We start from the raw sequence: 12981 nt of genomic DNA, 5'->3' as shown, positions 1-12981 counted from the left end.
CGGGTTCTTCTTCGCTCCACCCGTTCGGTAGCTGCGATCGTCTCAGTGTCAGGTGAAATTAATCCGATGAACCGCGAAGACGAAACAGGCCGGGGAGGCGTGGCGACCACGTGGTCGTCCTGCCTCCCCGGCCTGAACCGCGTGGCGGCGTCCTGCCGCCCCGGAGATCTCAGCGCGCCGAGCTCACGCCGTCGCGTCCTTCTTCCGCGAGACGAACTTCCGCGCCACGGGCTCCACCACGCGCGCCGCGACCGGCCCGAGGATCGCCATCAGCAGCACGTAGGCGGTGGCCAGCGCGGCCAGCTCGCCCGAGACCGCGCCCGAAGCGACCGCGAGCCCGGCGATGACGATGGAGAACTCGCCGCGAGCCACCAGCGCGGCGCCCGCGCGCGCCCGGCCCATCTTGCCGATGCCCTGCGAACGGGCCGCGAACCAGCCCGTGCCGATCTTCGTGACCGCGGTGACCACCGCCAGCAGCAGCGCGAAGCCCAGCACCGGCGGGATCTTCGACGGATCGGTGTTCAGCCCGAACACCACGAAGAACACCGCGGCGAACAGGTCGCGCAGCGGCTCCAGCATCCGCGTCGCGTTCTGCGCCGTGGAGCCGGAGATCGCGATGCCCAGCAAGAACGACCCGACCGCCGCCGACACCTGCAGCTCCGAGGCGATCCCGGCGACGAGCAGGGCCGAACCCAGCAGCCGCAGCAGGAAGACCTCGGGATCCGGGCTGTCGATCAGCGCCGAGACGTAGCGCCCGAACTTCAGCGCCACCACCAGCACGATCGAGATCACGATCAGCGACACGCCCACGGCGGTCAATCCGCCCAGCAGGCTCACCCCGCCGAGCACCGCCGTGAGGATCGGCAGGTACAGCGCCATCGCCAGATCTTCGAAGACCAGGATCGACAGCACCACCGGTGTTTCGCGGTTACCGAGCCTGCCCAGGTCGCCGAGGACCTTCGCGATGATGCCGGAGGAGGAGATGTACGTGACGCCTGCCATCGTCAGCGCGCCGATCGGGCCCCAGCCCAGCAGCAGCGCGACGATCGCGCCGGGGGCCGAATTGAGCACCAGGTCCACCAGACCTGCCAGCCAGGAACGCCGGAGTCCCGTGACGAGTTCGCCAGCCGAGTACTCCAGCCCGAGTAGGAGCAAGAGCAGCACCACGCCTATTTCGGAGGCTAGATGCGTGAACGGCTCGATCCCGTGCAGCGGGATTAAGCCGCCGGTTCCGAAAGCGATTCCGCCGATGAGGTAAAGCGGGATCGGTGAAATGCCGATCTTCCAGGCGAGGCGGCCGAGAACTCCGAGACCGAAGAACACCGCTCCCAGTTCGATGAGGGAGATCGCCGTGTCGTGCACCAGTTTCCTCTCGCCCTGTCCGAGTACCTGTTCAGTTGTCCCGTGCCCAGAGCGCACGGGGTTCCCGCCCGAGAGCGCGGTGCTCCCGGGCGGCGCGGACGACCTTCACCTCTCGGCGATCGGCGCTGGAGCGCCTAGCCGCGTTCGAGGATCTCGCCTGCGGCCCGCAGGCCGTCGGCGGTGCCGACCACGACCACGAGGTCGCCGGCACTGAATTCGAAATCGGGACGCGGTGACGGGTGCACGGTTCCGCCGCGTACTACGGCGACGATCGAGGCCGAGGTGCGGGTGCGCATCTCGGTCTCGCCGAGGGTGCGCCCGTCGTAGGGCGAGCCTTGATCGACAGCGAGCTGCCAGGTGTTGATCCCGGCGACTTCGCGCTGCTGCTCGCTCAGGCGGGCCACCAGCTGGGGGGCGCCGAGCAAGTTGGCGAGGGTGTTGGTCTCCTCGGCGGTCAGACCGGCCGAGGCGGCTACCTTGTCCGGGTCGTCATGACCGGAGACGATCAGCTCGAAGCGTCCGTCTCGATACGTGATCACACCGATCCTGTGCCCGGAACGAGTAACGAAGTCCTGCTGGGTCCCGAGTCCCGGAAGCGGGGTCACTGTGACGTCCACGTGTTCGATCCTAGTACAGGAACCTGCGCGTTCGTGCGTCCCCCACGCGGAACCGGGGCGAAACGGACCGCGCGAACGGGCGGTGGGCGTGGCGGGCGTCCGATCCGGACGCAAGTGGGGAACGGCTCGGACCAGCGGGCACAATGGGTGGTTGGTCCGGCGTTTCCTCGGCCGGCGGCGATGAAGGAGGAGACTCGACGTGGCACACGCCGAGCTTCGTGGGGTGGTGGCCCTCGACGGTCCCTCGGGCACTGGGAAGTCCACGGTGGCCCGCAAGCTGGCCGCGGCGCTGTCGGCGTCGTACCTCGACACGGGCGCGATGTACCGGGCGGTGACGCTCGCGGTGCTGCGCGCCGGGGTCCCGGTCGCGGACGGGGACGCGGTGGCGGAGGTCGCGGCGGCCTCGCTGCCCGCGATGGGCTCCGACCCGCGCGACCCGGCGGTCTCGCTGGCCGGGGAGGACGTGGCGCTGGAGATCCGCGGTGCGGAGGTCACCGGCGCGGTCTCCGCGGTCTCGGCGGTCGCGCGGGTGCGCGACCTGCTCGTCGCCGAGCAGCGCCGGATCATCGCGGACGCGCTGGTCGCGCCGGGCGGTGTGGTGGTGGAAGGCCGCGACATCGGCACGGTGGTCGCGCGCGACGCCGCGCTGAAGGTGTACCTGACCGCGTCCTCGCAGGCCAGGGCGCGCCGCCGCAGCGACCAGGACGTGGCGGCCGGGCGGCTCGCCGACCTGGAGCGCACCCACGCGGACGTGCAGCGCCGGGACGCGTTCGACTCCGGCCGCGCCGTGTCGCCGCTGCGGATGGCGGAGGACGCGGTGGAGCTGGACACCACCGAGCTGGACGTGGCCGGGGTGCTGGACCGGTTGCTGGGGTTGGCGGAGGCCCGCGGGCTGTTCGCCGGAGTGGGGACGATCCGATGAGCGAGCAGGCCGGAGCGGACCTGCCGGAGGGCACGTCGCGGCGGATGCACCGCTTCGGGCGGTGGATCGGCCGGACCTTCGTGCCGCTGCCGTATCGCATGCGCGTCCACCACCTGGAGCGGGTGCCGCGGACCGGTCCGCTGGTGCTGGTGGCGAACCACAGCTCGCTGATCGACGGTCCGCTGCTGTTCGGAATGCTGCCCCGCGATTCGGTGTTCCTGGTCAAGCACGAGATGTTCAAGGGCCCGCTGGGCTGGTTCCTCCGCCGCATCGGGCAGATCCCGGTGCGCCGCGGGGAACCGGACCGCACCCCGCTGCTGGCGGCGGTGCGGGTGCTGCGCGCGGGCGGGCTCGTCGCGGTGTTCCCGGAGGGGACCCGCAGCGGCGGTGGCGACGTGGCCAACGCCGAGCACGGGGCGGCGTGGCTGGCGCGGACCTCCGGAGCGCGGATGCTGCCGGTGGCCTGCCGGGGCACGCGCCGTCCGGAGGGACGGGGCCGTAGGCTGCTGCCCAGGGTGGATGTGCTGTTCGGCGAGCCGGTCACGTTGCCGGTAGCCAAGGGGCGCGCCGGGTTGACGGCAGCGACCGAGCAGGTCCGCGACGAACTGGTCGGGCTGATCGCCGAATTGGACGGGCTGATCGCCGGGACCTCCGACAGCGACGATGCGAGAGGGAAACAAGCGTGACCGAAGAGTCGGTGGGCGGCCCGGACGTGGGTGCGCCGCTCGACGGCGGCCTGGACGGGACGTGGTCGGACGAGGCCGAGTGGGCCGAGTTCGACGGAGTCGAAGGCGCCGAGGACGACGCCGAAGGTGGACCGCAGCCGGTGCTGGCGGTGGTCGGCAGGCCCAACGTGGGCAAGTCGACGCTGGTGAACCGGTTGCTGGGCCGCCGCGAGGCGGTGGTGCAGGACAAGCCGGGCGTGACCAGGGACCGGGTGTCCTACGACGCGCTGTGGAACGGCAGGCGCTTCACCGTGGTCGACACGGGCGGCTGGGAGCCGGGCGCGAAGGGCTTGCAGGCCGCCGTGGCCCAGCAGGCCGAGATGGCGATGTCGACGGCGGACGCGGTGCTGCTCGTGGTGGACGCCCAGGTCGGGGCGACCGCGACGGAAGAGGCGGTGGCGCGGGTGCTGCGGCGCTCCAAGCGGCCGGTGCTGGTGGCGGCGAACAAGGTCGACGACGAGCGGACCGCGGCGGACGCGGCGTCGCTGTGGTCGCTGGGCCTGGGCGAGCCGCGGCCGATCAGCGGGTTGCACGGGCGCGGTTCCGGTGACCTGCTGGACGCGATCCTGGACGTGTTCCCGGACGTGCCGCACGAGCAGTTCGGTGCCACCGGTGGCCCGCGGCGGATCGCGCTGGTGGGCAAGCCGAACGTGGGCAAGTCGAGCCTGCTGAACCGGCTCACCGGTGAGCAGCGCGCGGTCGTCGACGACGTCGCGGGCACCACGGTGGACCCGGTGGACTCGCTGGTGCAGCTGGACGGCGAGGTGTGGCGGTTCGTCGACACCGCCGGGCTGCGCAAGCGGGTCCGCACCGCCAGCGGCACCGAGTACTACGCGTCGCTGCGCACCAAGGCCGCGATCGAAGCGGCGGAGGTGGCGGTCGTGCTGATCGACGCCTCGGAGCCGCTGACCGAGCAGGACCTGCGGGTGATCGGCATGGTCATCGAGGCGGGCCGGGCGCTGGTGCTGGTGTGCAACAAGTGGGACCTGGTCGACGAGGACCGCAGGCACCGGCTGGACAAGGAGCTGGACCGCGAGATGGTGCGCGCCCGCTGGGCGGAGCGCGTGAACGTCTCGGCGGAGACGGGGCGTTCGGTGGCGAAGCTGGCGCCCGCGCTGCGCACGGCGCTGGAGTCCTGGGACACCCGGATTCCGACCGGGCGGCTCAACTCGTGGCTGTCGGACCTGGTGGCGGCGAGCCCGCCGCCGGTGCGCGGCGGCAAGCAGCCGAAGATCCTGTTCGCGACGCAGGCGCACCCGCGGCCGCCGACACTGGTGCTGTTCACCACCGGGTTCCTGGAGGCCGGTTACCGGCGGTTCGTGGAGCGCAGGTTCCGCGAGGAGTTCGGCTTCACCGGCAGCCCGATCCGGATCTCGGTGCGCGTGCGGGAACGCAGGGACGGACGCAAGGCGCGCGGCTGATCGGACCAGTGGCCGGGTACTGCACGCAGACCAAGATTGCCTTGCCGATAACCTTCGGTCGGCCCTTTGTACCGGGGAGGTGACCCAGGGTGCGTGCTGACTCCGCCGCGGACGGTTCCGCGGCGCGGCCGATCCGCTTGGTCCTGGCCGACGACGAGGTGATGTTGCGGCGCGGCCTGCGGGTCCTGCTGGAGCACGACGGCCTGATCCGGGTCGTCGCCGAGGCCGGTACCGGTGATGAGCTGTTATCGATGGCGCGGACGCACCAGCCGGACGTGGCGCTGATCGACGTGCAGATGCCGGGCAAGGACGGGCTGGCGGCGTTGCGGGAGCTGCGCGGCCTGCCCCGTCCTCCGGTGTGCGCGATGTTGACGACCTTCGACCTGGACGATTACGTCGCGGAGGCGTTGCGGCTGGGGGCGCACGGGTTCCTGCTGAAGGACGCGGAACCGGATGCGCTGGTGCGGGCGGTGCAGGACCTGGCCGCGGGTGGTGCGGTGCTCGATCCGCGGATCGTGGTGCGGTTGCTGCCGCGGTTCCGCTCGCTGGGGGATTCGGCGCACGAGGTGCGGTTGGTGCGGAGCCTGTCCGCGCGGGAGCGGCAGGTGCTGGAGCTGCTCGGCGCGGGTCGTTCCAATGCGCACATCGGCGACCGGCTGGGGTTGACCGAGGCGACCGTGAAGAGCTATGTCTCCACGGTGTTGAGCAAGCTGGGCGCGGAGAACCGGGTGCAGGCGGCGCTGATCGCGCAGCGCGTCGCGGGGACGGGTGAGGGCGAGCTGCGTTGAGCGGGCCGGCCGGGTTCGGCCGCAAGCGCCTGCTGTGGGACGTGCTCGCGGTGCTGCTGCCGGTGGCGGTGGTGCTGCTGTCGGAGTCCGGCAAGCCGTGGGCCTTGCCCGCGGCGCTGGTCGCGTGCGCCGGTCTGGTGCTGCGGCACCGGTTCCCGCTGGTGTCGTTGCTGCTGTGCCTGCCGGGGTTGGCGGGCGGGCTCGCGTGGGCGCCGACGTGCGTGGCGCTGTTCCGGTTGGGCCGGGCCCGGTCGAACACGTGGTGGCTGCTCTGCTGGGCGCTGCTGGCGGCGTCGTCCGCGTTCGTGCCGGTGGCGGTCGAGCAGTGGCGGTGGTTGTCCGCGTCGAGCCTGACGATGGCGGCGGTGGCGGTGCTGGTGTGCGCGGGCGTGCCGACGGTGATGGGCACGTTGCTGGCGACGCGGGCGCAGTTGACGGCGAGCCTGGACCGGTTGCGGGCGGCGATCGAGTCGGAGCTGCTGGCCAAGGAGGGTGCGGCGCGCGCGGAGGAGCGGTCCCGGATCGCCCGCGAGATCCACGACGCGGTCGGGCACCACGTCACGTTGATCGCGGTGGAGGCCGCGGCGCTGGGTGCGAGCAGCGAGCAGGCCGAGGTGCGCGCATCGGCGACCCGGGTGCGGGCGCTGGCGAAGGAGGCGCTGGGCGAGATGCGCTCGACGCTGGGCTTGGCGGCCGATGAGCGGGACATCCCGGGGACGTCGGCGGTGCCGGATCTGGTGGCGCGGGCGCGGGAATCCGGCATCCGGGTGCGGTTCAGCGACGGGTGCGCGGCCATGCCCGCCGCGGGTGTGGGGCGCGCGGTGTACCGGGTGGTGCAGGAGGCGTTGACGAACGCGTCGAAGCACGCGCCGGGCGCGGAGGTCGTGGTGGACCTGTCGGGCGACGAGGAACGGCTGCGGGTCGAGGTGCGCAACGGTCCGCCGCGCGAGCAGCCGGTCGTCGACGGCGCGCCGGACGTGGGGTGCGGCGGTGCGGGGCTGGCCGGGCTGGCCGAGCGGGTGCGGATGCTGGGCGGTTCGCTGGAGGCGGCGCCGGTCGACGGCGGTTTCCTGCTGCGCGCGGAACTTCCGCTGGACCCGGCCTAGCCGGTTGCGGGAGGAGGCCGCGCGACCTCCTCCCGCCCGATCAGTTCCGCCGGTCGCCGCCGAGGGCGGCGCGGAGGAATTCGACCTGGATGAGCAGCAGGTTCTCCGAAGTGGTCTCGTCGGTCGGCATGTGGCTGACGCCGGGCAGCGACAGCATGGTGTGCGGCCGGGCCGCGGCCTGCAGGGCCGCGGACAGCCGCAGCGAGTGCGCCGGGAACACGTTGTCGTCGACCGTGCCGTGCAGCAGCAGCAACGGCCTGCGCAGGTCGGGGGCGTCGTCGGCGAGGGAGCTCGCCGCGTAGGCCGCCGGGTTCCGCGCGGGGTCGCCGAGGTAGCGCTCGGTGTAGTGGGTGTCGTAGAGGCGCCAGTCGGTGACGGGTGCGCCGGCGATGGCGGCGTGGAACACATCGGGGCGGCGGAGCACGGCGAGCGCGGCGAGGTAGCCGCCGAAGGACCAGCCGCGGATCGCGACCCGGCCCAGGTCGATCTCGGGGTGCTCGTCGGCGAGCGCGTGCAGCGCGTCCACCTGGTCCTGCAGCGGCGGTCCGGCGAGGTCGCCGCTGATCGCGCGGTCCCAGGCGGGGCCGCGGCCGGTCATGCCGCGGCCGTCGACGACGACGACCGCGTAGCCCTGGTCGGCGAACCACTGCGAGGTGAGGAAGCCCTGGCGCCGGGCCAGCACGCGCTGCGCCTGCGGACCGCCGTAGGGGTCGAGCAGCACCGGCAGCGGCCCGTCGTCCGGGGTGTGGCCGGTGGGCAGCAGCAGCGCGGTCCGCAGCCGCCGTGCGCCGAGGCGCAGCAGCTGCACGTTCGGCACGATCGACGGGTCCTCGGGGTGGCCGGCGATCTCGCCGAGGCTGCGGTGCCCGTCGGTGACCTGGAACCGGGTGTGCTGGGCGTCGAGCCCGGAGTGCGCGTGCACCAGGGTGCCGCCGGTGCGGGTCGCGCCGTGCACGCCGGGTTCGGTGCTGAGGCGTTCGGCGCTGTCGGCGGTGCACCGGTAGAGGTGGACTTCGGCGGGGTCGTCGGCGGAGGCGGTGATGAGCACGTCCTCGTCGATGTCGACGAGGGAGCGCACCTGCAGGCCTTCGGGGGTCCACGGGGTGTCGCCGACGAACAGCCGGTAGCTGTCGCCGTCGACGCCGATGCGCACCAGGTCGCCGCCGGGGTGCCAGGCGGGCCAGCCGGGTTTGATCTCGATCCAGTGCTCGTCGGTGTCGCGGTGCACTTCGCGGGTGGCACCGGTGGCGGGGTCGACGGCGAGCACCAGCTGTTCGCGCTGGTCCCGGGTCTGCACCGCGATCAGCGGCGGGCCGTGCGGCGTCCAGTGCGCGGTGACCAGGTAGGGGTGGGTGGTGCGGTCCCAGCGGACTTCCACGGGTGCGGTGTCGATGCCGAGCACGGTGAGCCCGACGTCGGCGTTCGCGGTGCCCGCGGCGGGGTAGCGGAGTTCGCGCGGCGGGGTGGCCGGGTCGGCGGGGTCGGCGAGGTACCAGTGCTGCACGGGTCCTTCGTCGACGTGGGCGGCGAGCACGGCGGTGCCTTCGGGGGACCACCAGTAGCCGCGGTAGCGGGCCATCTCCTCGGCGGCGATGAACTCGGCGGCGCCCCAGGTGGTGGTGCCGTCGCCGGGTTCGGCGAGGGCCCGGTCACCGGTGCCGTCGGTGCCGATCAGCCGCAGGGCGCCGCCGGAGAGGTAGGCGATCCAGCGCCCGTGCGGGTCCGGCCGCGGGTCGGCGGCGGGTTCGAGCGCGGGCAGCTGCTGCACGGCGCCGGTGCCGAGGTCGGCGTGGAACAGCTTGCCGGACAGGGTGAACGCGACGTGGGTGCCCGCCCCGTCGGTGGCGTAGCCGGTGATGCCGGTGGCGCGTTCCCGGGACCGCTCCCGCCGGGCCTGCTCTTCGGCGGAGACCTCGTCGTCGACCAGCAGCGCGGCCGGGTCGGCGATGCACGTCTCGGTGCCGGCGTCCCAGCGCCACAGGGCGTTGCTGCGATCGGTTCCGCTGCCGGAACGCAGGAACAGCACGGTCTTCCCATCGGGGGTGATGGTGAAGGTGCGCGGCACGCCGAGGGTGAAGCCCTGGGTGCGCGCGCTGTGGCGGGGGAACGAGGGAACGGTGGGCATACCTGCACTTTGCCAGCTTCGGCGGTGCGCGCGGCAGCCAGGTGGCGCGGGCGTGTCGGCCCTTGACAACCGGTGTTGATCAGAGGAAGTGTTCACCGCTGGTGTCCGGTCGGGGCCGGTGCGTGACGAGGAGGACCTACGTGTCCGTCAGGTGGTCTCGAGTTCGCGGCATCCTGTTCGCGTTGCCGATCCTGCTGGCGTCGGCCGCGCACGGCGCGGCCGCGGAGCCGCGTCCGGTGAGCGACGCGACCTACTTCAACGATGCGGCGCTGCCCGCCGCCGACCCGTTCGTGCTGCGCGACGAGGGCAGCGGCGACTACTTCGCCTACTCGACCGATGGGGCCGATCCGGGGTTCGCGTTCGCGATCTACCGCTCGCCGGACCTGGTGACGTGGCAGCGGATTCCGGGCGGGGCGCTGGACCTGGGCGACGGCACCCAGTGGGGGCGGGACTGGTTCTGGGCGCCGGAGGTCTACCACAACCCGGTGACCGGCCGGTACTTCCTGTTCTACTCGGCGCGGTTGCGGGACGGGATCGCCGAGCAGTTCGGGTTCGCGGACTTCGAGGAACCCAGCAAGGTCGGCGTGGCGGTGGCCGACTCGCCCGCGGGGCCGTTCCGCAACATCGCGCCGGGGCCGATCGACTACCACCCGTACGACCCGGACTACCACGACGTGAACCTGCTGATGGACGCCGAGCAGAAGAAGCCGCCGGAGACCCTGGAGGAGGGGTTGACGGCGCCGCTGGGCACCTACATCCCGTTCATCGATCCGAACGTGTTCTTCGACGACGGGCGGATCATCCTGTTCTACTCCCGCAACGCCTACCGGAACTGGGTGTGGGACCACGACCTCGGCAAGTACGTGGAGGAGTCCAACGTGCTCGCCGTGGAGCTCACCTCGGAGTGGTGGGACGACCCGGCCGGGAGCACGATGCCGCGGGTCGCTCCGGGGTACGTGGACGCGAACCGCGATCCGGCCGATCCGCCGGGGGTGCGCAAGGACGGCTACCGCTCGATCATCGACTACGGGTCGGACCCGCAGCAGTGGGAGAACGCGCACGTCGACGACTACGCGAAGACTCGGGGCAGGGAGAAGAACCGGCGCTGGTCGGAGGGTTCCACGGTGGTGCGCGCGACCACGCGGGAGGGGAAGGCGCGGTACTTCCTGACGTATTCGGCGAACAACTTCGCGAACTCGTTCTACGGGGTCGGTTACGCGGTGGCGGACGATCCGCTGGGGCCGTGGCGCAAGAGCCCGGCGAACCCGGTGCTGGCGCAGGACGCGACGCAGGGGCTGTTCTCCACGGGGCACGGCAGCGTGATCGCCTCGCCGGATTCGTCCGAGCTGTACTACGTGCACCACGGGCGGCCGTCGCCGGAGGTGGAGCGCAGGCTCTACACCTCGCGGCTGCGCCTCGACGCGGACCGGGATGCGCTGCGCATCGACGGGACGACCGCGGATCGGCCGGTGCCGTCCGGGGTGGCGCCGTACGCGGTGCGCGCGGATCGCCCGGTGGTGGAGGTGCGCGACGGGGTGGGCGAGGTCGGCTGGCGGGTGGACACCGCGTCGGGTTCGCCGATGCCGCTGGGGAATCCGCTGAACCGGGTGCTGCCGCAGCCGGACCCGGGCAGCGCGTTGCAGGTGGAGGCGTCCGCGGACGGCGCGGTGCTGCGCGGCGCGCCGCGCGGGGTGGAGGCGCTGCGGCTGACCTACCAGCGGGCGCGGACCGGTGCGGGCCAGGTGGACGTGCACCAGGGCGGTGTTCCGGTGCGGGCGGTGGTGCCGGTGGCGGCGTGCACGCGGACGCTGTCCGGGCCGCAGGACGAGCTGGTGGTCTCGGAGGGCGTGACCTGCCTGCGCGGCGCCCAGGTGCGGGGTTCGGTGCGGGTGGCGCCCGGGGCGTCGTTGCTGGTGCTGGATTCGGCCGTGGAGGGAGCGGTGCTGGCGGACGCGCCGGGTTCGGTGTGGGTGTCCGGCGGCCGGATCGCCGGTTCGGTGCGGGTGCGCGGCTCGGCCGGGGTGGTGCGGCTGGACGGGACCGAGGTGGGCGCGTCGGTGGTGCTGCTCGGCAACGCCGCGCCGGTGGTGGCGGGCACGTCGATCGGTGGCGGGGTGCGGTGCCGCGGCAACGCGGTGGCGCCGGTGGACGAGGGCCGGGCGAACTCGGTGACCGGGTCGAAGCTGGGGGAGTGCGGCGAGCTGTAGCCCGGCGATATCAGCACCGGTGTTAAACCGACCAGGAAGCCTGTGATATCGGAGGGCGGCGGGTCAGCCGACCGGGACCAGCTGCACCTCGGAGTGCTCGCGCATCGAGTCGACCAGCGCGGCGTCGAGGTCCCCGGCCAGCAGCACGTGGTCGAAGTCGGCGACCGGCGCGAGCCGGTGCAGCGCGGCGCGCCCGACCTTGCTGGCGTCCATCATGAGCACCCGCGTCGTCGCGCAGTGGATCATCGCGCGCTTCACCAGCACGATCTCCTGCTCCTGGTGGAAGGTCATCTGCGCGTTCATCGCCGAGGTGGACAGGAACATCAGGTCCACCGACAGCCCGTTGATCATCTCCTGGCAGGGCAGGCCGATGTAGGAGTCGTGGGTTCGGGAGTACTCGCCGCCGATGCAGATCAGCCGCACGTCCGGAACTTCGCGCAGCACTTCGTGCACCTGCCGGTAGTTGCTGACCACGGTCAGCGGGCCGACGTCCGGCAGCAGCCGGGCGAGGGTGAGCGCGGTGGTCGAGTCGTCGAGCAGCACCGACATGCCGGGCGCGATCAGCGGGAGCGCGGCGGCGGCCAGTGCCTCCTTCTCCCGGGTGTGGGTGTGCAGCCGGAAGTCGGAGCTGCTCTCGAACACGGTGGACGGTTGGGCGGAGACGCCGCCGTGGAACTTGCGCAGCAGCCCGCGGGCGGCGAGGTCGTCGATGTCGCGGTGCACCGTCATGAGGCTGACGCCGGTGAGCGTGGCGAGTTCCGCCGCGCTGGCGAAGCCGCCCTGCACGACGTGGTCGATGATCCGCTGCTGGCGCAGGAGCCGGGGGGACTGCTTCTTCGGTGCGGACGCCATGACCGACATCTTGCCTCCTCGAGGTGCGCGGCCGAGCGTGGCGGGGCCGGGAACGAGCACTTCATATCACCGCAGTGGTGACATTTAACTATCTCACTGTTAATTTGAACGTCAACGTTGCACGGGTGGGAGGTACACCGATGACGCAGCCCGACGGTTCGCCGGGTGCGCACCGCGCAGTCGTGTTCGACATGGACGGGGTCCTGGTCGAGAGCGAACACCTGTGGGAGCGGATGTGGGCGCGGTTCGCGGCCGCCCGCGGCCGGGGCTGGACCGCCGCGGAGACCGCCCAGGTGCAGGGCATGAGCGCCCCGGAGTGGGCCGCGTTCCTCGCCGCGCACAGCGGTGCCGCGGAATCCGTCGCGGAGACCGAGCGGATCGTCGTCGACGACATGATCGCCGCCCTCGACGCGGGCGAGGTCCAGCTGCTGCCCGGCGCCGAGCGGATGGTGCTGGAGATCTCGGCCCGGGCACCCGTCGGGCTGGCCTCGTCCGCGCCGCGCCGGGTCATCGACGCCGTGCTCGACCGGCACGCGCTCGTCGAGCACTTCGCCGCCACCGTCTCCAGCGCCGAGGTGCCCCGCGGCAAACCCAGCCCCGACGTGTACCAGCAGGCCGCGCGCGAGCTGGGCATCGACCCGGCGCTGTGCCTGGCGGTGGAGGACTCCAGCAACGGGCTGCGCGCCGCCGCGGCCGCCGGGATGACCGTGCTGGCCATCCCCAGCCCCGACTACCCGCCGGCCGCCGATGCGCTGGCCGCGGCGTCGTTCGTGGCATCGGACCTCGACGAGGTGCGGGTCCGGCTGCTCGAATCGTTGACGACGCCCGTAGCGGGCTGACCGCCTCGGACAAAGGA

11 protein-coding genes are annotated in these 12981 nt (G+C 72.5%); 7 read left to right on the top strand and 4 right to left on the bottom strand.

The genetic code is table 11. The features are described 5' to 3' along the window. Window positions 1-183 precede the first annotated feature (183 nt). Both ABZ805_RS18510 and ABZ805_RS18505 read right to left on the bottom strand, forming a co-directional pair. Window positions 184-1362: a cation:proton antiporter gene (locus ABZ805_RS18510; protein WP_358441481.1), complete on the bottom strand. Its 1179-nt coding sequence runs from the start codon at window positions 1360-1362 to the stop codon at window positions 184-186. 134 nt (window positions 1363-1496) lie between these two features. Further along, on the bottom strand, window positions 1497-1979 hold the full coding sequence (locus ABZ805_RS18505) for a TrkA C-terminal domain-containing protein (RefSeq protein WP_358441479.1): 483 nt from the start codon (window positions 1977-1979) through the stop codon (window positions 1497-1499). Window positions 1980-2178: 199 nt separating this feature from the next. Here ABZ805_RS18505 and cmk point away from each other — a divergent pair, with 199 nt between their 5' ends. The 5 genes from cmk (at window position 2179) to ABZ805_RS18480 (ending at window position 6941) form a co-directional block, all read left to right on the top strand. Beyond that, window positions 2179-2901 carry a (d)CMP kinase gene (cmk, locus tag ABZ805_RS18500; protein WP_358441475.1) on the top strand — a complete coding sequence of 241 codons (723 nt, stop codon included), beginning with the start codon at window positions 2179-2181 and terminating at the stop codon, window positions 2899-2901. After that, a complete protein-coding gene (locus ABZ805_RS18495; RefSeq protein WP_358441472.1) occupies window positions 2898-3587 on the top strand; it encodes a lysophospholipid acyltransferase family protein in 690 nt (229 codons plus the stop codon). The genes cmk and ABZ805_RS18495 overlap by 4 nt, the downstream gene beginning before the upstream one ends. Further along, window positions 3584-5047 (top strand): ribosome biogenesis GTPase Der, encoded by a 1464-nt coding sequence (der, locus tag ABZ805_RS18490; RefSeq protein WP_358441469.1) that lies wholly within the window; start codon window positions 3584-3586, stop codon window positions 5045-5047. The genes ABZ805_RS18495 and der overlap by 4 nt, the downstream gene beginning before the upstream one ends. Before the next feature lie 89 nt (window positions 5048-5136). Further along, the gene (locus tag ABZ805_RS18485; RefSeq protein ID WP_358441467.1) at window positions 5137-5835 is read left to right on the top strand and encodes a response regulator transcription factor; all 699 of its coding nucleotides are present in this window, start codon (window positions 5137-5139) and stop codon (window positions 5833-5835) included. Beyond that, window positions 5832-6941 (top strand): histidine kinase, encoded by a 1110-nt coding sequence (locus ABZ805_RS18480; RefSeq protein ID WP_358441465.1) that lies wholly within the window; start codon window positions 5832-5834, stop codon window positions 6939-6941. The genes ABZ805_RS18485 and ABZ805_RS18480 overlap by 4 nt, the downstream gene beginning before the upstream one ends. Window positions 6942-6981: 40 nt before the next feature. On the opposite strand, the gene ABZ805_RS18475 is transcribed toward ABZ805_RS18480, so the two are convergent. Further along, complete coding sequence (locus tag ABZ805_RS18475) at window positions 6982-9066, bottom strand: prolyl oligopeptidase family serine peptidase (RefSeq protein WP_358441463.1); 2085 nt, start codon at window positions 9064-9066, stop codon at window positions 6982-6984. A gap of 140 nt (window positions 9067-9206) precedes the next feature. On the opposite strand from ABZ805_RS18475, the gene ABZ805_RS18470 reads away from it, so the two are divergent. Further along, entirely contained in the window at window positions 9207-11273 is a 2067-nt protein-coding gene (locus ABZ805_RS18470; RefSeq protein ID WP_358441460.1) for a glycoside hydrolase family 43 protein, read from the top strand. Between the two features lie 63 nt (window positions 11274-11336). Here ABZ805_RS18470 and ABZ805_RS18465 read toward each other — a convergent pair whose 3' ends face one another. After that, window positions 11337-12125: a DeoR/GlpR family DNA-binding transcription regulator gene (locus tag ABZ805_RS18465; protein WP_358441530.1), complete on the bottom strand. Its 789-nt coding sequence runs from the start codon at window positions 12123-12125 to the stop codon at window positions 11337-11339. 140 nt (window positions 12126-12265) lie between these two features. Between ABZ805_RS18465 and ABZ805_RS18460 the strand changes: the two genes are divergently transcribed. Further along, window positions 12266-12964, top strand: coding sequence for an HAD family phosphatase (locus ABZ805_RS18460; RefSeq protein ID WP_358441458.1), 699 nt, complete (start codon window positions 12266-12268; stop codon window positions 12962-12964). Window positions 12965-12981: the final 17 nt, after the last annotated feature.

It is taken from the genome of Saccharopolyspora sp. NPDC047091, assembly GCF_040643635.1.
In the GTDB taxonomy this organism is placed as follows: domain Bacteria; phylum Actinomycetota; class Actinomycetes; order Mycobacteriales; family Pseudonocardiaceae; genus Saccharopolyspora_C.
The sequence above is the reverse complement of the archived record's forward strand: the minus strand, read 5'-3'. Positions and strand labels throughout refer to the sequence as shown.